Genomic DNA, 22,554 nt, shown 5'->3' with positions numbered 1-22,554 from the left:
CGGCGTGGGTCAGCGGTTCTCGCCCGGGACCCAGAGCACGTCGCCCTGCTCCGCGTTGGCGGCTCTGGCCAGGATGAACAGCAGGTCGGAGAGCCGGTTGAGATAGGTGGCGGTGAGCGGGTTCATGGTGTCGCCGTGTTCGTCGAAGGCGGCCCAGGTGGACCGTTCGGCGCGCCGGACCACGGTGCAGGCCTGGTGGAGCAGGGCCGCGCCAGGGGTGCCGCCGGGGAGGATAAAGCTGCGCAGCTTCTCCAACTCGGCGAGGAAACGGTCGCAGTCGGCCTCCAACCGGTCGACATAGCTCTGCTCGACCCGCAGCGGCGGGTGTTCTGGGTTCTCGACGACCGGGGTGCAGAGATCGGCGCCGACGTCGAAGAGGTCGTTCTGTACTCGCACCAGCGTGGTGCGGACGTCGTCGGACAGCTCGCCGAGGGCCAGCGCCGTGCCGATCGCGGCGTTGGCCTCGTTGCTGTCGGCGTAGGCGGCGATCCGCGAGTCGGTCTTCGCGGTGCGGCTCATATCGCCCAGCGCCGTGGTGCCGCTGTCTCCGGTACGGGTGTAGATCCGGGTGAGGTTGACCATGCCGGGAGCCTACTCGGCTCTCAGGCACCGGCCCGGCGGAAGAGGCGGGTGCCGACGGCTATCGAGCAGACCGCCAACAGCGCGGCGGCCAGGGCGCCTTCGGCTATCGCGCTGGAGCCGTAGTCCCCTACGAAGGCCGCACGCACCGCGTCCACCAGGTAGCGGAGCGGGACGAGACGGGAGAGCGCGTCCAACCAGCCGGGCGCCAGGGCCATCGGCAGCAGGATGCCGGAGAGCAGCATCAGCGGCAGGTTGACGGAGTTGATCACGGGGGCGAACTCCTGCGGGCTGTTCACGCGCATGGCGAAGGCGTAGGAGAGCGAGGCCAGCCCGACGGCGAGAGTGGCCACGAAGACGAAGCCGATCAGCACCCCGAGGATCGGCGCGCGCAGGCCGAACGCCACCCCGGCGAGCACCAGGACCGTCGACTGCGCCACCAGCACCACGACATCGCGCATCACCCGGCCGAGCAGCAGCGCGGTGCGGCTGACGGGGGTGACCCGCATCCGTTCCACCACGCCCGTCTGCTTCTCCATGATGATGCCGAAGCCGGCGAACGCGGAGCTGAACAGGCCGAGTTGGATCAGCAGCCCGGGCACCAGGGTCTGCCAGGAGTCGCCCCTGCCGCCCAGCGGCACCTCCTGGAGGAGCGGGCCGAAGAAGGAGAGGAAGAGCAGGGGCTGGACCAGCGCGAAGAGGAGGCTGATCCGGGAGCGCAGGGTCTGCCGCAGATAGCGGCCGAAGACCAGGCCGGTGTCGGAGAGCGCGGGCGTCATGGCGGTGGGCCTTTCGGCAGAGAGGCATGGGCGGGAAGGGCCATGGGCGGGAAGGCGCATGGGCGGGAAGCGGCATGGGCGGAAAGCGGCATGGGCGGGAAGCGGCATGGGCGGAAAGCGGCGTGGGAGGAAGGGGGCGTCGGCGGGACGGGGCGTTCGCGGACAGGCGGGGGCGAGCGGGGACAAGCAGGGACAGGCGCGGACAGGCGGGGGCGGGCGGGGGCGGGCGGGTGCGTCAGAGGGCGAGGGGCGTCGGCTCCTGGTGGCGTGGGCCGTGGCCGGTGATCGCGACAAAGGTGTCCTGGAGGGTGGCGTCGGGCGAGCCGCCGTGCCGCTGCTTGAGATCACCCGGGGTGCCGTCGGCGACGACCCGGCCGTGATCCACGATCACCAGGCGGTCGGCCAGCGCGTCGGCCTCGTCCAGGTAGTGGGTGGTCAGGAAGACCGTGGTGCCCCGCTCGGCCCTGATGCGGCGCACCAGATCCCAGAGATCGGCGCGGCTGGCCGGGTCGAGCCCCGTGGTCGGCTCGTCCAGGAAGAGCAGCTGGGGGCGGTGGGTCAGCGCCATGGCTATCTCCAGGCGCCGGCGTTGGCCGCCGGACAGCTCGCGGCAGCGCCGGTCGAGCAGCTCGGCCAACCCCAGGTCGGCGGCCAACTCCTCGGCTCTGGCCTCGGCTTCGGTGCGGCTGAGGCGGTAGAAGCGGCCCTGGAGCACCAGCTCGGCGCGGACCGACTCCTCCGGATCCAGCCCGCCGCTCTGGGCGACGAACCCGATGCGACGGCGCACCTCCCGGGGCTCGGCGGCCAGGTCGTGGCCGACGACCGTGGCGCTGCCCCTGGAGGGCGGCAGCAGGGTGGTGAGCATCCGCAGCGTGGTGCTCTTGCCGGCGCCGTTGGGCCCGAGGAAGCCGAGGATCTCGCCCGCCTCGACGGCCAGGTCGATGCCCCGGACCGCCTCGACGGGACCGCTCTTGCTGGGGAAGGTCAAAGCCAGATCCCGCGTGGTCAGGATCGGAACCGATGTGGTGGATGCCATGGAACGAGAAAACCAGAGTCCCTAGAAAATTGCAATGCATCCAAGATTCAAGTCACCCAAGCGAGCTACGATGGGGACATGACCGGGTTGCGGGAGCGGAAGAAGCGACAGACCAGGACGCACATCTCCGATGTGGCCACCGGGCTCTTTCTTGAGCGCGGCTTCGAGGCGGTCACGGTCGCTGAGATCGCCGAGGCCGCCGACGTCTCCGTGAACACGGTCTACAACTACTTCCCCGCCAAGGAGGACCTCTTCTTCGACCGCGAGGAGACCATCGTCGACCAGCCGTCCGCCCGCATTCGGGACCGGGCCGTGGGGCAGTCGGCCAGCGAGGCGGTCCTCGGCGGCCTGCGCGACGACATCGCGCGCCAGTCCGTCCGCCTTGGTCTGGTCGAGGGCTTCGAGCGGTTCATGCAGGTGGCCTTCGAGTCCCCCGCGCTGATGGCCCGGCTGATGCGGATGCAGCAGCAGACCATGGAGCGGCTGGCCGCGACGCTGGCCCAGGAGAGCGGGCGGCCGTCCGGCGATCCGCTGCCCGATCTGGTCGCCGCGCAGCTCATGGCGGTCCACGGCAACATCCACCAGACCGTGCGGATTCGCCAGCTGGAGGGCCGCGCGCCGGCCGAGATCGCCACGGAGTTGCTGCTGAGGCTGGAGATCAGCGAGCGACTGCTGAGCCAGGAGGTGCGGGACTTCGCGCGCCGCTCGCCCGGCTGACGGGCCGCCACCCCCGAGCCTCCGTGACGCGTGTCTCTTCTCCCCCCATGAGCGCCCGGCGGCGACTAGGGTCTAGTCTCCCCGGACTCGCCGTGTATCAAGGGAGATCACTCGTGCCCAGGAAGCTCGCCGTCATCGGTTCCGGTCTCATGGGATCGGGCATCGCCCAGGTCGCCGCACAGGCCGGCTGGGACGTGGTGCTTCGCGACCTCACCGAGGACGCGTTGGGCCGAGGGCGTCGGGGCATCGAGGCGTCGCTCGCCAAGTTCGTCGAGAAGGAACGGGTGACCGCGGCCGACGCGGACGCCGCACTGGCCCGGATCGTCACCACCACCGATCTGGACGCCGCCGCCGACGCCGATCTGGTGGTCGAGGCGGTCTTCGAGGACGCCGACACCAAGCGGGAGTTGCTCCGCACCCTGGACGGGCTGGTGAAGGACGAGACCGTGCTGGCCTCCAACACCTCCGCGATCCCCATCACCATGCTGGCCGCCGCGACCCGGCGCCCGGACCGCGTGGTGGGCACCCACTTCTTCTCCCCGGTTCCGCTGATGGCGCTCTGCGAGCTGGTGCGCGGCCATCTGACCAGCGACCAGACCCTCGCGACCGCCCGGGAGTTCGCCGAGTCTGCCGGCAAGACCTGCATCGTCGTCGAGCGCGACGTGGCGGGCTTCGTCACCACCCGCCTGATCGCCGCCCTGGTGGTGGAGGCGGTCAGCCTCTACGAGTCGGGCGTGGCCAGCGCGGACGACATCGACATCGCGTGCAAGTTGGGCTTCGGCCACGCCATGGGGCCGCTGGCCACCGCCGACCTCACCGGCGTCGACGTGCTGCTGCACGCCACCGACAACATCCACCGGGAGTCCAAGGACGGGAAGTTCGCCGCGCCCGAGCTGATGCGGCGGATGGTGGACGCGGGCTCCCTCGGCCGCAAGAGCGGCCAGGGCTTCTACTCCCACTGATCCGCCCGGCGGCCTCGCACACACGACGCCTCCGCTCAGCTCGCGCACCGGCGCCGGCCCGACCCTCGGGCCGGCACCCGACCGACCCCTCAAGACCGCCCCCCAAGACCGGCCCCTCGAAACCGGCCGCTCGAAACCGGCGCCTCGAAACCGGCGCCTCGAAAACCGACATCCCAACCGTCGAACTACAACCGTCGAATTCGAACCGTCGAACCCGACCGCGACCAACGGAAGAGTCAGCACCGTTTCCAGCACCGTCATCAGCGCAGTTGTCCACACCGCGGCCGACCTGGACCAGGGCTCGCGGGGCGAGCCGAACGCCCCGAGCCAGCGGGCCAGGCGGCGGACCCTCCTCTCCTCCCTGTCCCAACCAACCGCCCCAGCGAGCGGGGGAACGTATATGCACATCACGGGCGACCACGCCGAGTTGGTCGTCGGCGGCCGGCTGGACGTGCGCAGCGCCGCCGATGCCCGGCTCGCGCTGCATCGCGCCGTCGACTCGGGGGAGGGCGACCTGGTGCTGGACCTGAGCGGCCTGGAGGCCTGGGACGCGACGGGGCTCGGTGTGATCATGGGCGCGCACCGTAGGGCCGGACGCCTCGGCCGCCGCCTGGTGCTGCGGGATGTGCCGCCCCGGATGCACCGGGTGCTGGTCGCGGCCCGGCTGCACCGGATCCTGACCATCGCCTCCTGAACACCGTTCGGCGGGCGACCTCGCCGGCCAGGGCGGTTCCGGAACCGAACGGGCCCCCGCACCCCGGGAATTCACGGTACCGAGGTTCGCGTTGTCGGTGCCCACGGGTAGCGTGGAGGCCCACCACCGCGCGGCGTCGCCGCACCACAGCCGAGAGACTCGTATTCCATGGACTCCAACCACCCCGCGTCATCCGCCGACCGGCCGGCGCAGCGCAACGGCGCCGGCGAAGGGTCGGGACGGGCCGCATGGTTGATCGCGGGCGATTTCCTGGTCACCGTCAACCCGATCGACGGCAGCGAGATCGTCCCCTGCCCGCCGGGCCGCCGGCCCATCGCCCCGCGCCGGGCGACCGCCGCCCGTGACGAGGCGGCCCAGCCGGGCGATGCCGTGCCAGGGCCGCCGCTGCTGGAACGCGAGGAGGAGCGCGCCCGGCTGCGCGGGCTGCTGGCCACGGGCCGTTCGGTGTGGCTCGACGCGCCGTCGGGCGCGGGCCGCAGCGCGCTGCTGGCCGCCGTCGCCGAGGACTGCGCCGGTCTCGCGCCCGACGGGGTGATCCATCTCAACGGCCACCGCCGCACCCCGCGTGATCTGCTGCACGAGCTCTACGCCTCCGTCCACCACGTCGTCAACTACCGTCCCGGCCCCACCGAGTTGAGCGCGGCGTTGCGGGAGATCGGCGCGGTCGTGGTGCTGGACGACGTCGAGTTCGGCGGCGCCGCGCTGGACGAGGTGCTCTCCGCCACCCCCGAGTGCGCCTATCTGCTGGCCTCCCGCCCCGAGGCGCCGGCGCCCAGCGAGCGAGCCGGGCTCGATGAGATCGCGCTCGGCGGCCTCAGCGCCGCCGCCTGCCTTGAGCTGCTGCGGCTGGCGGTCGCCCGCGAGCTGACCGCGTCCGAGCGGGAGTGGGCCGCCGATCTCTGGCAGGCCGGCGGCGGGCTGCCCACCCACTTCATCCAGGCCGGCGCCGTGCTGCGGTACCGCTCGTTGACGGCGGCCGGGCCGCTGCCCTCGATCGGCGGGCTCGCCGCCACGCTGGTCGCCTCGATCTCCGAGGGCGCCCGGGAGCTGACCCGCTTCGCCGTCGTCCTCGGCGGTGAGCTGCCCGAGCCGGCCGTGCTGCCCGCGCTCACCGGCGATCCGGATGCCGTCGCGGCGCACACCGAGCTGATCGACTGCGGTCTGCTCAGCACGGTCGGCCAGCGCAGGCGGCTCGCCCCCGGCGTGCTGGCCGCGCTGTCGGAGGCCGATCCCGCCGCCGACGGGCCGTCCCGAATAGCCGCCCTCACCCGCCACTTCAGCTGGTGGCTGAAGGAGTCGGGCGTCGACGCCCAGGAGGCGGTGGCGCAGGCCGATGTGCTGGTCGCCGTGCTGCGCACCGCCCAGCAGGCCGGGCTCGCCGCCGAGACCACGGAACTGGTGCGGCTGACCGCCCCGCTGATGGCGGCCGGGCTCCGCTGGGGCGCCTGGGAGCGCGTGCTGCGCACCGGGCAGGAGGCCGCCAGGCTCGCCGGGGCCGTGGCGCAGGAGGCCTACTTCCACCACGAGTTGGGCGTGCTCGCCATCTGCGAGGGGCAGCTGGCCCGCGCCCGGGCGGAGTTGGAGGCGTCGATCGCGCTGCGCGGCGTGCTCTCCGACGCCGGCGGCGCGGTCGCGGGGCGCCGGGCGTTGACGCTGGTCGACGATCTCACCAGGCCGCCGGCTTCGCCCGTCGAGCACACCCCGCCCGCCGGCTCCCCGCCGGCGCTCGTCCAGGCGCTGCCTCCCCAGGTGAACGCGCCGGAGACGCCGCCGGCCGGCTCCGCCGAGCTGACGCTGGTGATCCGGAGCGGCTCCCCCGAGGAGTCGGGCGCCACCCTGCGCCAGATGCTCTCCCGGGGCAACCGCCGCAACACCGTCGCCACGGGCGCCGGGGCGCTGGTCGCCGCCGTGTTGGGCACGGTGGTCGCGCTCGCGCTCACCTCGGGCGAGCCCGAGGGCGATCCGGAGAACGTCACCCGCGAGGATCCGGCGAGCAGCGTGGAGGACGAGCCGCCGGCGGTGGAGGAGAGCACGGCGGAGGAGACACCGAGCGAGGATCCCGAGGACGAGGAGGAGAGCGAGAGCCCTCCGCCCACCGAGGATCCCTCCCTGACCGATCCGACCGCGCCGACCGACCCGCCGACCACGCCCGACCCCACCACCCCGCAGCCCACGCCCACCGAGTCCCCTTCTCCCGGGGACGGTCCGGGCGGTGGCGGCGGCCCGGGCGGCGGGGACACCGATCCGCCCACGGAGGATCCGACGGACGAGCCCACCGACCCGCCCACGGAGCCCACCGATCCGCCCACCGAGGAGCCAACGGACCCGCCCACGGAGGACCCGGATCCGCCCTCGTCCGGCGGTGGCGACAACGGCGGCCCGGGAAGCACGCCTTCGGCTCCCCAGGACACCCCGCCGGCCACCACCCCGCCGAACACGGCGCCACCGGCCGAGGCGGACTGAGACGCCCGCCGCCGGCCGGGGCGGGTGCTAGAAGAGCCGGAGCTTGTCGTCCTCGACGCCGCGCAGTGCGTTGTAGTCGAGGGTGACGCAGCGGATGCCCCGGTCGGTGGCCAGCGTCCTGGCCTGCGGCTTGATCTCCTGGGCGGCGAACAGCCCCTGCACCGGGGCGAGATGGGGGTCGCGGTTGAGCAGCTCCAGATAGCGGGTGAGCTGCTCGACCCCGTCGATCTCGCCGCGGCGCTTGATCTCCACGGCCACCGTGCCGCCGTCGGAGTCCCGGCCCAGGATGTCCACCGGGCCGATGGCGGTCGGGTACTCGCGGCGGATCAGGCTCCAGCCCTCGCCCAGGGTCTCCATCCGGTCGGCCAGCAGCTCCTGGAGGTGCGCCTCCACGCCGTCCTTGATCAACCCGGGGTCGACGCCCAACTCGTGCGAGGAGTCGTGCAGCACCTCCTCCATGGTGATGATCAACTTCTCGCCCGCCTTGTTGATCACCGTCCACACCGTGGTGCCGTCCTCCGCCTCGCTCTCCTTGAGCGCGCAGGGCGGCGACATCCAGTTGAGCGGTTTGTAGGCACGGTCGTCCGCGTGAATGGAGACGGAGTTGTCGGCCTTGACCAGGATGAGCCGGGGAGCCAGCGGCAGATGGGCGGTGAGCCGGCCGGCGTAATCGACGGAACAGCGGGCGATGACAAGACGCATAGGAGGCAGCCTAGAGGCTGCCGACGGCGCGCTCGCGCGCCCCTCGATCAGCGGCCGAAAACCCACTGCCGTCGGCCCGTCCGGTCTGCCGCCGTCGTCCCGATCCAGCGGGAGAGCGCTGGCGTGCGCCCTCCGAGCACCGGGGCGGTCGAGCCAGGCGGTAGCCCCGGGGCCCCGACATTTGTCGAGTTCGCACGCGGTGCCGGGCCCTCGTTACCGATGGCTTTCGGTCAACGTCCCATGGTCCCGCAGGGCGATTTCCCCGTGCCCGCGCACGGACGGGGCGCACGGAGGCGGATGGGGTCGCACAGGAGGGCGTGGACGCCCCCTCGGCGCCGGCCCCGCCGCGTCCGGGCGGAGCCCGGGGCCGCCGCCGTGGCGGTGGCCCCGACGTTCGAGCGCGGCGCGATCCCGGAACGGAACGGGGAGTGTTCTCGGCCACACCGAACTCGGCCGGCCGGGCGGGGCGTTCCCCGCCTCGGCCACCGGCCCGCGCGGACGCGGCGACCGGGCGGCGGCCACGGTGGGGGACGGCGGGGTGCGGGCGGAAGGCCAGCCGGCCCGACCCCGGGGCGCCGGTCCTTGCAGCAGGTCAGCGTTGCCTCGGCCGGCTGCCAGCGGGGCCGGGGGCGGGTTGGGCGGCGGCTGCCCGCGCGTGCGCCGGGGGAGCGCCACGGAAATGAGCCGGATGCGCGACGACCGCCGCGCGACGCCCGCCAGCGGTGCGGGAGGGACTGCTGCGACCGCACCGGGTTGGCCGGATCTCGACGAGCGGCGCTGCCGGCCGGAACGATCAGGACCGGGCGACGGATCGGGTGGGCCGGCGTCACCACCGGCCCGGGGCGGACGGATCACGGCGGCGCGGCGTGGTCACGCTCCGCGACCGGGCCAACGCCGGGCGCCGGTCGGGGAGTCGGCCCCGAAGACGACGGCGGGCGATCGGGAACGGCCGGGGCGACGACCGACAGCGCCGGGGGAGCGATCCGGTGGCTCTCCCTGATGGACGCGGACGCGTCCTTCCCGCCACGCTCCGTGACCGTTTCGGTACGCGGTCGGGCGTCCGGCGGCGCGGATCCGGCCCGGCCGGAGCGGGTCGGCGTCGGGGGAGCGGGGGGCCGCGCCGTGTCCTGGCCGTGGTTCGCCCCTGCCCGGGTCGCTGCCGGTCGGACGCTGGCCGGATGATGATGGTTAGCCGGGGGTGGCGGCACGGTAACCGGGTGAGGTCAGAGGCGTCTGTTATGGGTGGGATTCATTGGGTTCGACAGTGGCCAGTTATGTGCCTAATCCACTGACACACACGTGCTGGGCGGCCTAACGTGACCCTCGGGGGTCACTGCTCGAACGCACGCACGTCAGTGTGGGGTTGGGGTGGTGGAGGTCCCTCGGGCCCGTCCGCGCCAGACCCCGGATCCGGGGTCGCGAGAGGAGAAACCCATGTCGCTCGACGTCCCACCGGCACTGCTGGAACAGGCCGAGCGGGGCGAGGTCGACGAAGCGGAGTTCGTCGACTGCGTCCGCACATCCCTGCCCTTCGCCTGGGACATGATCAGCAATCTGGTAGCCCGACTTCAGGTTGACGGCGGCGAGTTCGCCGACAACACCACACCTCCGCCCGACGAGCAGGCCAGGGGTCAGCTGCTGCGGGCGCTCGCCAGCGACGCCATCCGGGGTTCCCTGGAGCGACACTTCGGCGTCCGTCTGGCCTTTCAGAACTGCCACCGGGTGGCCGTCTTCCCGCTCGACACGTCGAGCGACCAGCGGCACGCCCGGTTCACATCCATCCGCGGTCAGATACTCAACCAGTCACCGGAGCTGCGCGACTGCTGAGAGCCGCCAACCGACGCGCTGGTCGCTGCCGCCTTCCCCGTGTGTCCGGGGAGGAGCGGCAGCACGTCGTCGGCCAGCCGGCGCACGTTCCGTTCGGTCGCCGTGGTGTCGCCCGAACCCTCCACCAGCAGGGCGAACCGCGTGATGCCCGTGCGCTCGCTCGTCCTGGTCAGCCGGTCGGCGCAGAGCTGGGGATCGCCCACCGGATGGATCTCGCAGAGCAGTTCGGTGTAGGAGAGCGGATCCCGCATGGCGCGCGGGCCGCCGTCCAGGGTCTGGTGCGCGGCCAGCCCTTGGCGAAGCCATCCTGGCAACGCCCGGCGCAGTGTCTGCACCGCCTCGCTGTGGCTGTCCCCGACCTGCGCCACGCCGGCCGCCACATGGTCGGCGCCGCGCACCGTCTCGGCGGGCAGCCCCGCCTCGGTCGCCGCGGCCCGCCACAGCGCGACCATCTCGGCCTTCTCCTCGTCGCCGATGTGCATGCCCAGCAGCATCGGCAGCCCCCTCCGGGCGGCCAGCCGCACCGTGCTCGGCGAGGTGCACGCCACCACCACCGGCGGCGGCGCCTCGGCGGCCTCGGCCCCGGTCGGCACCACGGGCACCGGACGGAACCGGTACCGCTCGCCCGCCGCGTCGACGACGGGCTCGGACAGCCAGCGCAGCAGCAGGTCGAGGGACTCGGGGAAGTCCTGCTCCAACGCCTCGCGGCCGGTGCCGAAGACCTCCAGGTCAACCCAGGGGCCGCCGCGTCCCACCCCCAGGGTGAACCGGCCGCCTGAGGTCATGTGGAGCAGCGCGGTCTGCTCGCCCAGTGTCACGGGGTGGGTGGTGGACAGCACGCTGATCGCCGTGCCCACCCCGATCCGGCGGGTGCGGCCCAGCAGCAGCGCCGCCAGAGTGGTCGCCGATGGGCACAACCCGTAGGGCACGAAGTGGTGTTCGGCCAGCCAGACCGCGTCGAGGCCCACCTCGTCGGCCACCTCGGCGGACCGGACCGCCCGTTGTAACGCCTCCCGTTGCCCCTGGCCCGGGTACTGACCGGCCAGCACAAAAGTCCCTATCCGCATGGTCGCCACTGCTCCCGTCCTTCGCGCGCTCGCCGCGTGCTCCCCGTGACCTGCTACCTCCGGGTCTCCCCATGGGCCTTAACGCTTGACACGTGCCAAGGGCACGGGACAGAGGCAGGTTTTTCCGATGATCATCAATGGGGCTGGTACGGGGCCCGCGTAAACTCGGTTGCGTACTCCCGCACAAACCACTCCGAGGTGTTCCGTGTCCCCGCGTCGCAACCGCCCGCGCGGTCGTCAGCAGCCGTCCCCCAGCGCTGAGGCGCCGCGCGAGTTCGGTCTGGAGCGCACGGACGAGTGGCGTGGCGAGGAGTGGGTGGTGCGCGGGATCACCGGCAGCGGGGCCACCAAGCACTACCGCTGCCCCGGCTGCGACCAGGAGATCCCGCCCGGCGTGCCGCATGTGGTGAGTTGGCCCAGGATGGGCGCCGTGGACGACCGCAGGCACTGGCATCGCTCCTGCTGGAACGCGAGGGACCGCCGGGGCACGAGGCCCCAGCGGTCCCGTAACGCACCGCGCTACTGAGGGCGTTCGCCCCGCCCGTCAGACGTCCGAGGTGGTCAGCCTGGCCATCGCGCCGATCATCGCCGCCAGCGTCACGGCGGCCAACAGGCCCAACATCGGCCAGCCGGTGGCCGTCTCCCCGCTGACCATCGGGATGCGGAACAACGAGGCCAGGCCGTTGAGCGGGGAGTACTCGATCAGCTTCTCCCGCGCGTCCGCCAGGCCCTCGCCGAACATGAACAGCGCGGCGATCAGCGGCACCAGCACGATGCCCAGCATCGTGGTGATCGCCCCGGCCGAGTGCCGCAGCAGCGCGCCGACGGCCAGGGCCAGCAGCCCCAGCGTCGCCACATAGAGCGAGGCGCCCACCGTGGCCCCCACCCAGTGGCCCGAGGTCGCCACCAGCTCGCCGTTCTCGATCGACCCCTCCATGAACGGATCGTCGTAGTCGTAGCTGGGGACCTCCTGGTCGCTCAGCATCGAGGAGTGGATCAGCGCGGTCAGCCCGGTGGACACCAGGGTGACCGTGAAGGCCAGCGCGAAGAACACCAGCGACTTGGCCACCAGCACCCGGGACCGCTTGGGGCAGGCGGTCAGCGTGGTGCGGATCATCCCCGTGCCGTACTCCGAGGTGATCACCAGCACGCCCAGGGTGATCACACAGAGCTGGCCGAACATCAGGCCGAAGAAACCGCCGGCCAGCAGCGGCATTCCCACATACTCCTCGCTGCTCAGCGAGGAGGCGAAGACCAGCCCGATGCCGACGGTGAACACCACGGTCAGCGCCAGCGTCCACACCGTGGAACGCACCGACCGGATCTTGGTCCACTCCGAGGCGATGGCATGCCCCAGATGTGTGGTGACCACCGGAATCGGCGAGCTGTAGCCGGCGTTGCCGTCCCAGTACCGCTGCGGCTGGGGCTGCGGCGGGGCCTGCGGCCCCTGGGGCGGGACCTGGGTCGGCATGGCCGCCGCCAGCTGCTGCTGCCCGAACGGGGCCGGTTGCTGCGGGGCGTGCTGCGGGGGCGGGGGCGGTGGCGTGCTCATCGGGCGTCCTCGGGGCTGAACGGGGCGGGGCCTTGCGCGGGCGGCGGCGGAACCTGTCCGGGCGGCGGCGGTGCCTGTCCGGGCGGGGGCGCCGCCTGTGCGGGGGGCGGCGTGGGATATCCGCCGGGTGCCTGCGGCGCCGGATAGCCGGCACCCGCCGGCGCCATCTCCGGCACCAGATAGCCACCCTGCGGCCCTTGCGGCCCCTGCGGCGGGAAGTATCCGGCCCCCGGCGGATAGCCGCCCGGCTGCGGCTGACCCGGCAGGCTCTGCAACCCCGCCCGCTGGTCGACGGTCGAGCGGTAGTCGACGGCGCCCTGCGTCATCCGCATATACGCCTCCTCCAGGGACGCGTGATGCGGCGAGAGCTCCCACAGCCGAACATCGGCCCGGTGCGCCAACTCGCTGATCCTGGGCAGTTCGAGACCCGTCACCTTCAACGTGCCCTCCGGCTCGGCCAGCACCTGACCGCCGGCCTCCCCCAGCGCCCGGGTCAACGCGTCGCGCTGCGCCTCGTCCCCGTCCGGGACCCGCACCCGCGCGAAGCCCGTCGAGTTCTGCTCGATGAAGGTCCGCACCGGCAGGTCCGCCATCAACTGGCCCCGGCCGATCACGATCAGATGGTCCGCGGTCTGCGCCATCTCGCTCATCAGATGGCTGGAGACGAAGACCGTCCTCCCCTCGCTCGCCAGCCGCCGCATCAACTCGCGCACCCAGCGGATGCCCTCCGGGTCGAGACCGTTGACCGGCTCGTCGAAGAGCAGCACCTGCGGGTCCCCCAACAGCGCCGCCGCGATGCCGAGACGCTGGCCCATGCCGAGCGAGAAGCCCTTCGAACGCCTCCCGCCGACCTGCGAGAGGCCGACCACGTCCATGACCTCGTCCACCCGGCGCTCCGGAATGCCCGACAGCTGCGCGAGACAGAGCAGGTGCGCGCGGGCGCTCCGCCCACCGTGCTTGGCGTTCGCGTCCAGCAGGGCGCCCACCTGACGCGGTGCGTTGGGCAGCTGACGGTACTCGTATCCGCCGATGGTGACCGAGCCGTCGCTCGGTGTGTCAAGCCCGAGGATCATCCGCATGGTGGTGGACTTCCCGGCGCCGTTCGGGCCGAGGAAGCCGGTGACTTTTCCGGGCTGTACCCGGAAGGTCAGGTTGTAGACGGCCGTCTTGGAGCCGAAGCTCTTCGTCAGGCCGATTGCCTCAATCATCGTGCTTCACCCTGGTCGTCTGGGGTGGGGCGTGGGTGTACGGCCACAACTCGCCCCGGTTCCGCAGACCTTAGCGGCTCCCCCTCACGCCCGGGCAAAGTTCCTGTACCAACCCCGCACCGGTCCCCGCCGGGGCTCAGCCGTCCCACTGCCGGCGCGCGAACGCCGCCGGCCCCGTCACCAGGGTGTGGGGCGGGACGTCCTTGGTGACCACGGCGCCGGCGCCCACCACGGCACCGCGTCCGATGGTGACACCGGGGAGAACCGTCACCGCCGCGCCGAGCCAGGCGCCGGCCTCGACGGTGATGGGGGCCCGGGTGATGTACGCGCTTCGCTCGGCCGCCGGTAGGGGGTGGTCGGAGGAGATGAGGTTGGTCTTCGGGCCGATCAGGACGCGCTCGCCCAGGCGGATGCCGCCCTGGTCGTGACCCTTGAGGCCGCAGACCCCGTCCTTGAGAGCGGCGATGGGCCGGTGTCGGCCGCGCTTTGATCTCTGACACGATCAAGCGCTACTGTGTTAGCTGTGTCCCAGGCGATCAAGCGGGCGTACAAGTACCGCTTCTACCCGACCACCGAGCAAGCGGAGCTGTTGCACCGCACGTTCGGCTGTGTCCGGGTCGTCTGGAACAGGGCACTCGCCGAGCGCACCCGCCGGTACAAGGACGAGGGCGAGAGCACGTCGTATGTGGACACGGCGAAGTGGCTGACCTCGTGGAAGCGGGACGAAGAGTTGTCGTTTCTGCGTGAGGTGTCGAACGTTCCGCTCCAGCAGACCCTGCGTGCCCAACAGGTGGCGTTCAACGGCTTCTTCGCCAAGCGGGCCAAGTATCCGCGGTACAAGAGCCGGAAGAAGTCGCGCCGTTCGGCGACGTTCGCGAACAACGCCTTCTCCTTCCGCGAGGGCCAGCTCAAGCTGGCCAAGACCACACAGTCGTTGCCAATCCGCTGGCACCGTCCGCTTCCCGAGGGCGCCGAGCCGTCCACGGTCACGGTCTCGTGCGATCGCGCGAACCGTTGGTTCGTCTCCATCCTGGTGGAGGAGAGCATCGCACCGATGCCCTCGACGGGATCGGCCGTGGGTATCGACGCCGGACTGGATCACCTCGTCACCCTCTCCACCGGGGAGAAGGTCACGAACCCGCGCCACGAACGCGCCGACCGGCGGAAGCTCGCCAAGGCGCAAAAGGAGCTCAGCCAAAAGGCCAAGGGGTCGCAGAACCGGGCCAAAGCCCGGCTGCGCGTCGCCCGCGTCCATGCCCGGATCGCCGACCGGCGACGGGATCACCTGCACAAGCTGTCCTCCCGGCTGGTACGTGAGAACCAAGCCCTGGCCATTGAGGACCTGACCGTGCGCAACTTGCTCAGGGATCACTCCTTGGCCCGCGCCATCTCGGACGCGGCGTGGTCCGAGTTGCGCGGCATGTTGGAGTACAAGTGCCAGTGGTACGGGCGGGAACTCCTGCTCGTGGATCGCTGGTTCCCGAGTTCGAAGCTGTGCTCCACGCCGGGGTGCGGCCACATGAACGGGAAGATGCCGCTGAACGTGCGGTCGTGGACGTGCCCGAGCTGCGGCACGCACCACGACCGCGATGTGAACGCGGCACGGAACATCTTGGCCGCCGGGCTGGCGGACAAGTAAAACGCCTGCGGAGGACCGGTAAGACCGATCCCGGAGAACTCCGGGGAGGCACGGGCCGATGAACCAGGAACCTCAATCCCGCGAGGGAATGAAACCCCGGCCTTCGGGCCGGGGAGAAGTCACCTGGCACACCGACAACCACCCCTCCCTGACCGCCCTGCGGCGTCATCTCACCGCCGGCTACCCGGGCCGCCCGGACAGCGGGACCTGGACACCGGACTGGAGCCGTCCCTGAGCGCGGCGACCAGGGCCCGCGACTCACGCCGGGCCGTTGCGGCCCGGGGCCGTCGCCCAACCCGGCCCTGGCAGGGCTACGCGTCGCGGCGACGGAGGACGAACCAGCCGCCGAGCAGGGCGGCGGCGACCCAGGCGAGCATGATCAGCAGGCCGATCCAGGGGCCGTACGGCCAGTCCCCGCTGTCCACCACCGCCAGCACCCGCGAACCTGCCTGGTCCGGCAGGTAGTCGCCGACGCGCTCCGTCGCCGGCACGTTGGCCAGGATGCTGGAGATCATGAAGAAGAACGGGATCTGCACCCCGAACGACAGCATCGGGCTGCGCAGCATCCAGGTGACGCCCATCGCGAACAGCGCGATCAGCCCCATGTAGAGGCCGGCGCCCAGCACCGCGCGCGGGACGCCGGGCGCGCCCAGGTCCGTGCGGTGTTCGCCGAGCATCGCCTGGCCGAGCACGAAGGCCAGGAAGCTGGTGACGATGCCGACGGCGAGGGCCAAGAGCGTCGCCACCGCGACCTTCGCGGCGAGCAGTTGGCCGCGGATCGGCACCGCCGAGAGGGAGGCGCGGATCATCCCCGTGCTGTACTCGTTGGACACCACCAGGATGCCGAAGGCGATCATCGCCAGCTGACCGAGCGAGAGCCCGGCGAAGCCGGTCAGGGTGGGGTCGAAGGTGAGCTGCTCCTCCCGGGAGAGGTCGTCGAAGCTGTGCCGGATCAGCGCGCTGATCAGCATGCCGAAGCCCACCGTCACCACCAGCGCGCAGGCCAGCGTCCACCCGGTGGAGCGCACGGTGCGGATCTTGGTCCACTCCGAGGCGAGCACCTGTGCGGCATGTGCCATGGCTCAGCTCCCCGTCCCGCCCGTGCCACGGGCCTGGTACTCGACGGACTCATGGGTCAGCCGCATGAACGCCTCCTCCAACGAGGCCCGGTGATGACACAGTTCGTGCAGCACCAGACGGCGTTCGACGGCGAGTTCGCCGATGGTCGCGGTGTGGTCGCCCGGGACCTCAAGCGCGCCCTCCGCGCCGTCGGCGGCCGTCAGTCCCGCCTCGTCCAACAGCTCGCGCAGCCGTTCCGATTCGGGGGAGCGCACCCGGGTAAAGGAGCGGGCGTTCTCCTCGATAAACCGCGCCATCGAGGTGTCCGCCAACAGCTCGCCCTGACCGATCACGATCAAATGATCAGCGGTCAGGGCCATTTCGCTCATCAAATGGCTGGACACAAACACGGTGCGGCCGTCGGCGGCCAGTCTCCGCATCAGATTGCGCACCCAGTGAATGCCCTCGGGGTCGAGACCGTTCACCGGCTCGTCGAAGATCAGAATGCGTGGGTCGCCCAACAAAGCGCTGGCGATGCCGAGGCGTTGGCCCATCCCCAGGGAGAAACCCCGGGGCCGCTTCGTGGCCACCTCGCCCAGGCCGACCAGCTCAAGCACCTCGCCGATCCGGCTCGCCGGAATGCCGTTGCTCTGCGCCAGGCACTGGAGGTGGTGGTACGCGGTGCGGCCCGGATGGACCGCCCTGGCCTCCAACAGCGCGCCGATCACGGTCAGCGGCTCGACCAGCCGCGCGTAGGGGCGGCCCTCGACCCGCGCCTCGCCCGAGGTCGGACGGTCGAGCCCGAGGATCATCCGCATGGTGGTGGACTTCCCGGCGCCGTTCGGGCCCAGGAAGCCGGTGACCTGGCCGGGACGCACCACGCAGCTCAGATCACGCACCGCCGTCCTCGCGCCGTACCGCTTGGTCAACCCCGCCAGCTCGATCATGTCCCTGACGCTAGAGCGCGAAGGGGCCCGCCGCCCGTCCAGGCGGCGGGCCCCCGGCCCATTGGAGTGACTCAGTGGGACTGCTGCGCGGGCACACCCTTGCTGAGACCGTCGTCGCCGTCCTCGGTGTCCAGCGTGGCCGCGGCCACCTGGGCGCCGGTCAGCGTGGCCAGCATCTCGCGGACGTTGGTCAGCTGGGCGTTGATGCTGTCCCTGCGGTTGGTCAGCGCCGCCAGCTCACGCTCGGACTCGCTGCGGATCCGGTCGGCCTTGGCGTTGGCGTCGGCCACGATGTCCTCGGCCTGCCGCTGCGCCGTCTCCACCGTCTGGCGGGCCCGACGCTCGGCGTCCGTGCGAAGCTTCTCGGCCTCAAGACGCAGCTGCTCGGCGCGGTGCTCGATCTCCGCCAGCCGCTTCTCCGCCTTGGCCTGACGGGACGCCAGGTCCCGCTCGGACTGCTCGCGGCGCTTGGCCAGGTTGGTCTCGAAGTCCGCCGCCGCCTGCGCGGCCTTGGCCCGGGTGTCCTCGAAGAGGGCGTCGGCCTGCTCGCGCTTGGCCGCCGCGTCCTTCTCGGCGTCCGAACGGGTGGACGCGGCGTCGCCCTGGGCCTTCTCGACGATCCGGGCGCCGTCCTCCTCGGCCTTCGCCTTGCGCTCGGCCGCGTACGCCTCGGCGTCGTTGCGCACCTGCTGGGCCGCGCCCTCGGCCAGCTCCCGGTGCTGTTCGGCGGACCTGCGGGCCTCCTCGCGCAGGTCCTTCGCCTCTTCTTCCGCGAGACGCAGGATCTTCTCGACCCGGGCGCCGAGACCGGCGTAGGACGGCTCGGCATCGGTGATCTGGGCCTGGGCGTTCTGCGTTTCGAGGTGCAGCTCCTCGATCCGCTTCTCCAGGGAGGTGATCCGGGCCAGAGCGCCGTCGCGATCCGCGACGAGCTTGGAGATGCGGTCGTCCACCTGCCCGCGGTCGTAGCCACGCCGAACTAGCTCGAAGCCGAATGGGGAAGAGGAAGTGTCGCTCATGGGGTTCCTGTCGATTCAGACGGGTGAGTGAGTAGGGGATCGGGGCTTGGCGTTCTGCGCTTCGAGGTGGGGCTCCTAAGCATGTGAATCAGCCTTCGATTCGGACGGGGTCCATGCCCTCGGAGGCTTCATCCTAGGGGGCGATCCGGCGTGTCTTCGAGCGGATCTCATTACTCTGTGGAGAATGTTCGCCGCTTCCGCTCAATCGTGTGGCTAGCCGCCAGAGCGTTTGCCGCCGGAGCGACTTGAGCCGGCGCCGGCGCCCGCCGTGACGGAGCCCGGCTGGCCCTTCGGCGGCTTCCCCGGGCCGGCGGGTTTGGGCGCCTCGAACGACTCCAGGGCCTCCAACACGTCCTGCACACGGGAGATCTCGGCGTTGATGTCCTCCCGCCTGCGCGTCAGTTGGTCCAACTCCCGCTGACCCTCCTCCACGGTGCGTTTGGCCTCCCGCTCGGCCTGCACCCGGGCCTCCCTGGCCTCGGCCAGCACCGCCGTGCGCTGCAACTCCGTCTCCTTGAGGAGCGTTTCCGCCTTCCGCACCGCCGCGACGCGGATCTTGCTCGCCTCGGAGTTGGCCTCGGCCAGCGTCTTCTCGGCGGCCTCCCTGGCCTCCACGCGCTGCTCCTCCGCCGCCCGCATCAGCTTGTCGACCCGCTCGCCCGCCGCCCTGGCCTGCTCCGCGGACTCCCGCCGCGCCCGGTCGTGCAGCTCCTCGACCTCGCCCTCGATCCGACGGCGCAGCTCCTCGGTGCGCTCCCGGATCGCCGCCGCGTCCCGACGGGCCTCGTCCAGCAGGGTGTTGGCGTCCTTCCTCGACCGCTCCACCATCGCGCCGCCGGACGTCTTGGCCGTCTCCACCAGCCGCGCCGACTCCCCCCGCGCGGCGGCCACCATGCCGTCCGCGTGCTCCTCCGCCTGCGCCGTGACCTTCCGCGCCTCGTCCCTGGCCTCCGCCACCAGCGCGTCGGCCTGCGTCGCCGCCTCGGAACGACGGCGCGCGGCGTCGGCGAGGGCGCCGTCCCGCAGCTCCTCGACCTCGGCCCTGACCCGCTCGGCCTCGGCGGCGGCCTCGCGCCTGGTGGACTCGGCCTCCTCGATGGCCTCCTTGACGGTCCGCTCGGCGAGCGCCGCGGCGGCCTCCTTCTCCTCCGCCGACTCCCGCAGCACCCGGGCGGCGGCCCGTTCGGCCTCCTCGCGGTGCGTCGCGATCTGCGTCTCGGCCTCCTCGCGCAGCCCGCTGACCGAGTCCCGCACCTGCTGGGCCTTGTGCTCGGCGGCCGAGACCAGCGTCTCGGCGCGGCGCTCCGCCTCGTCGAGCCGGGTCCGCGCCGAGGCCAGCAACTCCTCGCTCTGCTCGTGCGCCTGCGACCGCTCCTGGTGCGCCGCGTCCCTGGCCTCGGCCAGGAAGCTGTCGCCCTTGGCGCGCAGCCGCGCCGCCTCCTCCTGCGCGGCGCCGAGCGCCTCGGCCGCCTCGCCCGCGGTGCGCTCGGCCGCCGCCGCCGCGTCGGCGCGCACCCGGTCGGCCGCCGCCGCGGCCTCCTCGCGCAGCCGGTCGGCCTCGGCCAGCGCCTCGCCGCGCAGCCGCACCGCCAGCTCCTCGGCCTCGGCGCGCGCCCTCGCCGCGTCGGAGGCCGCCTCCTGGCGCAGCGCGTCGGCCGCCTGCTCGGACTGCTCGGTGAGCGTCCTGATCCGCTCGGCGTTCTCGGCGCGCAGCTGCTCGGCGGCCTCGTGCGCCTCGCCGCGCAGCCGCTCCGACTCGGCCCTGGCCTGCGTCAACTCGGCCTCGGCCGCCGTCAGGCGCTGGCCGGCCTCCTCGCGCAGCCGCTCCAACTCGGCGCTGGCGGCCTCGCGTTCGGCGCGCCCCGCCTCCTTGGCCTCCTCGCGCAGCCGGACCGCCGTCTCCTTGGCCTCGCTCAGGACCCGCTCGGCGTTCTCCGCCGCCTCGGCGCGGAGCTGCTCGGCCTCGGTGCGCGCCCGCTGGAGCGCCTGCTCGGCCTGGTTGCGCAGGGTGGTGGCCCGCTCGATGGCCTCGGTGCGGACCCGTTCGCTCTCCGCCGTGGCCGCCGAACGCGTCTCCTCCGCGTCGGACTTGGCCTGCGCGAGCAGCTCCTCGGCGGACGCCGCGGCCTGCTCGATCTGCGAGACGGTCTCCCGGCGGGCCTCCGTCCTGATCCGCTCGCCCTCCTCGACCGCCTCGGCGCGCAGTTGCTCGGCCTCGCCGCGCAGTCGGCGGGCCTCCTCCTGGAGCTCGACGGTCTTGGCGCGGTACTCCTCGGTGTCGTCCTGGGCGGCGCCACGCAGCTGCTCGGCCGTCTCGTGCGCCTCGGCGCGCAGCCGGTCCGCCTCCGCCTCGGCCTCGGCGCGCAGCCGTTCGGCCTCCTCGGTGGCGGCCTTGGTGGTCGACTTCGCCTCGGCCGACGCCTTGTTGAGCACCTCCTCGGCGGTGCGGGCCGCCTCGGCCAGCTGCGCCGCGTACTCCTCAGCCGAGCGGGACCGCGCCTCCTCGCTGGCCTCGGAGACGACCTGCTCGGCCCGCGCCCTGGCCTCGTCGAGGGCGTTCTGCGCCTCGGTCCTGCGGCGCTCGGCGTCCGCCGTGGCCTCGCTGACCATCCGCGCGACCTCGGCCTTGGCGGTCGCGGTGCGCTGCTCGTACTCGGACTCGGCGTCGGAACGGCGCCGCTCGGCCGCCGCCTCGGCCTCGGCGCGGAGCCGGTCGGCCTCCTCGCGGGCCAGCCGCAGCGCGCTCTCCGCCTCGCTGGCCCGCTCCTCCGCCTTGCGGACCAGCGCGACGGCCTCCCGCCGACCGCTCTCCGTCTCCTGGGCGGTGGTGCTGCGCAGCCGCTCGGCGTGCTCGGTGGCCTCCTCGGCCTGGGCGGACGCGGCCGACAGCATCCGCTCGGCGTCGGTGCGGGCCCGCCGCAGCAGCTCCTCGGTCTCCGCCCGTGACGCCTCGGCGTCGATCACCAGCCGCTGCCGCGCCTCGTCGGTGAGCCGGGCGGCCTCGGCCCTGGCCTGGCTGACGGTGCGCTCCGCCTCGGCCCTGGTCTCCTCGATCAGGCGTCTGGCCTGGGACTCGCTGCGCGCCCGCAACTGCTCGGCCCAGGCGACGTTCTCGTTGACATGGGACTCGACGGTGGACCGCCGCTGCGCGAGCTCCTCGTCCAGCCGCTGCCGGCGGCCGACGGCCTCGGCGTGCAGCTCGGCCTCCATCCGGGAGCGCTGCTCCGACTGCTCCTGGAGCACCCGCTGGCTCCGGACGCGCGCCTCGCGCAGCTCGCGCTCGGCCTCGGCGCGCATTTGGTCGGCCTGGTGCTGGGCGGAGCGCAGCAACTGCTCGGCGTGCGAGGACGGATCGCCGTAGACCGGGCGCACGGCGAGCATCCTGCGAACCTCGTGCAGTTTGGCGCGCAGCACCTCGACCTGGTAGCCGAGGTCGTCGGCGTGGTCGACCGCCTTGTCCCGCTCCTTCTTCAGCCGCTCCATCTCGGCTTCGAATCGCGAGAGGTGGTCGTCAGCCTGGTAGGCGTCGTAGCCCCGCACCCTGCGGTCCCATCTGTCCCCTGGTCGTGGCAAAGCTGATCCGGTCGTCGGCTCGTCGGCCGAACACGGGACGAGGAAGAGCCCCAAAGCCCCGGCTGGGCCACTCTACCGGCCGGGGCGGCTGGCGTCAGTGGGCGTCGGGGTCCTCGGCGCTTTCGGCGGCCTTCGGGGGAGCCGCGGTCACCAGCTCGGTGAGCACCCCGTGGCAGTCCTTGGGATGCAGGAACGTGATGCGGGAGTCCATGGAGCCGCGCCGCGGCTGCTCGTAGAGGACCCGCACGCCCTTGTCCCTGATGGCCTCGGAGTCGCTGTCGACGTCGGCCGTGCCGAAGGCGATATGGTGCACGCCCTCGCCGTTCTTCGCCATCCACTTGCCGACCGGGGAGTCCTCCCTGATCGGTTGGAGCAGCTGGAGCCAGGAGGCGCCGCCGTCGTCCGTGCCGTTGATCCGGATCATGGCCTCACGGACGCCCTGTTCCTCATTGACCTCGGAGTGGTGGACCTCGAAGCCGTAGGTGGCTCGGTAGAACTCAACGGTGGTGTCGAGATCGAAGCAGGCGATCCCGATGTGGTCGATGCGCGTCAACATGCCTCAAGTCCACCGGCTTTGGGGGTGCGAGCGCAACGTGCGCACGGTCACAGGTAGGCACCGATGACCGCTCGGCCAGGCGTCGGTAGATTGATGTGAACAGTCGTTCACTAGCCTGGTCGGTGTTCCGGCCCAGGCGTCGGTCCTTCCCTCG

18 protein-coding genes and 2 pseudogenes are annotated in these 22,554 nt (G+C 72.2%); 7 read left to right on the top strand and 13 right to left on the bottom strand.

Annotated elements, in window-relative coordinates; genetic code table 11:
• Positions 1 to 9: 9 nt before the first annotated feature.
• The 3 genes from K4G22_RS07250 to K4G22_RS07240 all read right to left on the bottom strand — a co-directional run bounded on the left by K4G22_RS07250 (position 10) and on the right by K4G22_RS07240 (position 2,394).
• The gene (locus K4G22_RS07250) at positions 10 to 582 is read right to left on the bottom strand and encodes a cob(I)yrinic acid a,c-diamide adenosyltransferase (protein ID WP_228079013.1); all 573 of its coding nucleotides are present in this window, start codon (positions 580 to 582) and stop codon (positions 10 to 12) included.
• Positions 583 to 602: 20 nt separating this feature from the next.
• The gene (locus tag K4G22_RS07245; RefSeq protein WP_228079011.1) at positions 603 to 1,358 is read right to left on the bottom strand and encodes an ABC transporter permease; all 756 of its coding nucleotides are present in this window, start codon (positions 1,356 to 1,358) and stop codon (positions 603 to 605) included.
• A 235-nt stretch (positions 1,359 to 1,593) separates the two neighbouring features.
• Complete coding sequence (locus K4G22_RS07240; protein ID WP_228079009.1) at positions 1,594 to 2,394, bottom strand: ABC transporter ATP-binding protein; 801 nt, start codon at positions 2,392 to 2,394, stop codon at positions 1,594 to 1,596.
• Positions 2,395 to 2,472: 78 nt separating this feature from the next.
• On the opposite strand from K4G22_RS07240, the gene K4G22_RS07235 reads away from it, so the two are divergent.
• From K4G22_RS07235 to K4G22_RS07220, 4 genes are all read left to right on the top strand, one after another.
• Positions 2,473 to 3,111, top strand: a complete 639-nt coding sequence (locus K4G22_RS07235; RefSeq protein WP_228079007.1) for a TetR/AcrR family transcriptional regulator — start codon at positions 2,473 to 2,475, stop codon at positions 3,109 to 3,111.
• Positions 3,112 to 3,224: 113 nt separating this feature from the next.
• Positions 3,225 to 4,073: a 3-hydroxyacyl-CoA dehydrogenase family protein gene (locus tag K4G22_RS07230; protein ID WP_228079005.1), complete on the top strand. Its 849-nt coding sequence runs from the start codon at positions 3,225 to 3,227 to the stop codon at positions 4,071 to 4,073.
• A gap of 400 nt (positions 4,074 to 4,473) precedes the next feature.
• The gene (locus K4G22_RS07225; protein ID WP_228079004.1) at positions 4,474 to 4,767 is read left to right on the top strand and encodes an STAS domain-containing protein; all 294 of its coding nucleotides are present in this window, start codon (positions 4,474 to 4,476) and stop codon (positions 4,765 to 4,767) included.
• Positions 4,768 to 4,935: 168 nt separating this feature from the next.
• The gene (locus K4G22_RS07220) at positions 4,936 to 7,251 is read left to right on the top strand and encodes an ATP-binding protein (protein WP_228079003.1); all 2,316 of its coding nucleotides are present in this window, start codon (positions 4,936 to 4,938) and stop codon (positions 7,249 to 7,251) included.
• 27 nt (positions 7,252 to 7,278) lie between these two features.
• On the opposite strand, the gene nucS is transcribed toward K4G22_RS07220, so the two are convergent.
• Positions 7,279 to 7,953, bottom strand: a complete 675-nt coding sequence (nucS, locus tag K4G22_RS07215; protein ID WP_228079002.1) for an endonuclease NucS — start codon at positions 7,951 to 7,953, stop codon at positions 7,279 to 7,281.
• 1,434 nt (positions 7,954 to 9,387) lie between these two features.
• Between nucS and K4G22_RS07210 the strand changes: the two genes are divergently transcribed.
• Positions 9,388 to 9,780 (top strand): SCO5389 family protein, encoded by a 393-nt coding sequence (locus K4G22_RS07210; RefSeq protein ID WP_228078996.1) that lies wholly within the window; start codon positions 9,388 to 9,390, stop codon positions 9,778 to 9,780.
• Here the strand turns inward: K4G22_RS07210 and K4G22_RS07205 are convergent.
• Positions 9,741 to 10,847: an LLM class flavin-dependent oxidoreductase gene (locus K4G22_RS07205; RefSeq protein ID WP_228078994.1), complete on the bottom strand. Its 1,107-nt coding sequence runs from the start codon at positions 10,845 to 10,847 to the stop codon at positions 9,741 to 9,743. The two genes, K4G22_RS07210 and K4G22_RS07205, sit on opposite strands and share 40 nt — an antisense overlap.
• A 205-nt stretch (positions 10,848 to 11,052) precedes the next feature.
• Here K4G22_RS07205 and K4G22_RS07200 point away from each other — a divergent pair, with 205 nt between their 5' ends.
• The gene (locus K4G22_RS07200) at positions 11,053 to 11,373 is read left to right on the top strand and encodes an ATP/GTP-binding protein (RefSeq protein WP_228078992.1); all 321 of its coding nucleotides are present in this window, start codon (positions 11,053 to 11,055) and stop codon (positions 11,371 to 11,373) included.
• Positions 11,374 to 11,391: 18 nt separating this feature from the next.
• Here K4G22_RS07200 and K4G22_RS07195 read toward each other — a convergent pair whose 3' ends face one another.
• The 3 genes and pseudogenes from K4G22_RS07195 to K4G22_RS31925 form a co-directional block, all read right to left on the bottom strand.
• On the bottom strand, positions 11,392 to 12,399 hold the full coding sequence (locus K4G22_RS07195) for an ABC transporter permease (RefSeq protein ID WP_228078990.1): 1,008 nt from the start codon (positions 12,397 to 12,399) through the stop codon (positions 11,392 to 11,394).
• A complete protein-coding gene (locus tag K4G22_RS07190) occupies positions 12,396 to 13,607 on the bottom strand; it encodes an ATP-binding cassette domain-containing protein (RefSeq protein WP_228078988.1) in 1,212 nt (403 codons plus the stop codon). Before K4G22_RS07190 ends, K4G22_RS07195 begins: the two co-directional genes overlap by 4 nt.
• 136 nt (positions 13,608 to 13,743) lie before the next feature.
• Positions 13,744 to 14,031: pseudogene (locus tag K4G22_RS31925) on the bottom strand (DapH/DapD/GlmU-related protein); the annotation flags it as partial.
• 99 nt (positions 14,032 to 14,130) lie between these two features.
• Between K4G22_RS31925 and K4G22_RS07180 the strand changes: the two are divergent.
• Positions 14,131 to 15,346, top strand: a pseudogene (locus K4G22_RS07180) (RNA-guided endonuclease InsQ/TnpB family protein); the annotation flags it as partial.
• A 211-nt stretch (positions 15,347 to 15,557) separates the two neighbouring features.
• On the opposite strand, the gene K4G22_RS07170 reads toward K4G22_RS07180, so the two are convergent.
• The 5 genes from K4G22_RS07170 to mce form a co-directional block, all read right to left on the bottom strand.
• A complete protein-coding gene (locus K4G22_RS07170) occupies positions 15,558 to 16,325 on the bottom strand; it encodes an ABC transporter permease (protein ID WP_228078984.1) in 768 nt (255 codons plus the stop codon).
• 3 nt (positions 16,326 to 16,328) lie between these two features.
• Positions 16,329 to 17,252: an ATP-binding cassette domain-containing protein gene (locus K4G22_RS07165; RefSeq protein ID WP_228078982.1), complete on the bottom strand. Its 924-nt coding sequence runs from the start codon at positions 17,250 to 17,252 to the stop codon at positions 16,329 to 16,331.
• Between the two features lie 71 nt (positions 17,253 to 17,323).
• The gene (locus K4G22_RS07160; RefSeq protein ID WP_228078980.1) at positions 17,324 to 18,271 is read right to left on the bottom strand and encodes a coiled-coil domain-containing protein; all 948 of its coding nucleotides are present in this window, start codon (positions 18,269 to 18,271) and stop codon (positions 17,324 to 17,326) included.
• A gap of 213 nt (positions 18,272 to 18,484) precedes the next feature.
• The gene (locus tag K4G22_RS07155; protein WP_228078978.1) at positions 18,485 to 21,811 is read right to left on the bottom strand and encodes a hypothetical protein; all 3,327 of its coding nucleotides are present in this window, start codon (positions 21,809 to 21,811) and stop codon (positions 18,485 to 18,487) included.
• A 127-nt stretch (positions 21,812 to 21,938) separates the two neighbouring features.
• A complete protein-coding gene (gene mce / locus K4G22_RS07150; RefSeq protein WP_228078976.1) occupies positions 21,939 to 22,400 on the bottom strand; it encodes a methylmalonyl-CoA epimerase in 462 nt (153 codons plus the stop codon).
• Positions 22,401 to 22,554 lie beyond the last annotated feature (154 nt).

Origin of the sequence: Streptomyces profundus (assembly GCF_020740535.1) — a bacterium.
In the GTDB taxonomy this organism is placed as follows: Bacteria; Actinomycetota; Actinomycetes; order Streptomycetales; family Streptomycetaceae; genus Streptomyces; species Streptomyces profundus.
Note: the sequence above shows the minus strand (reverse complement) of the source record. Positions and strands in the feature narration are given on the sequence as shown.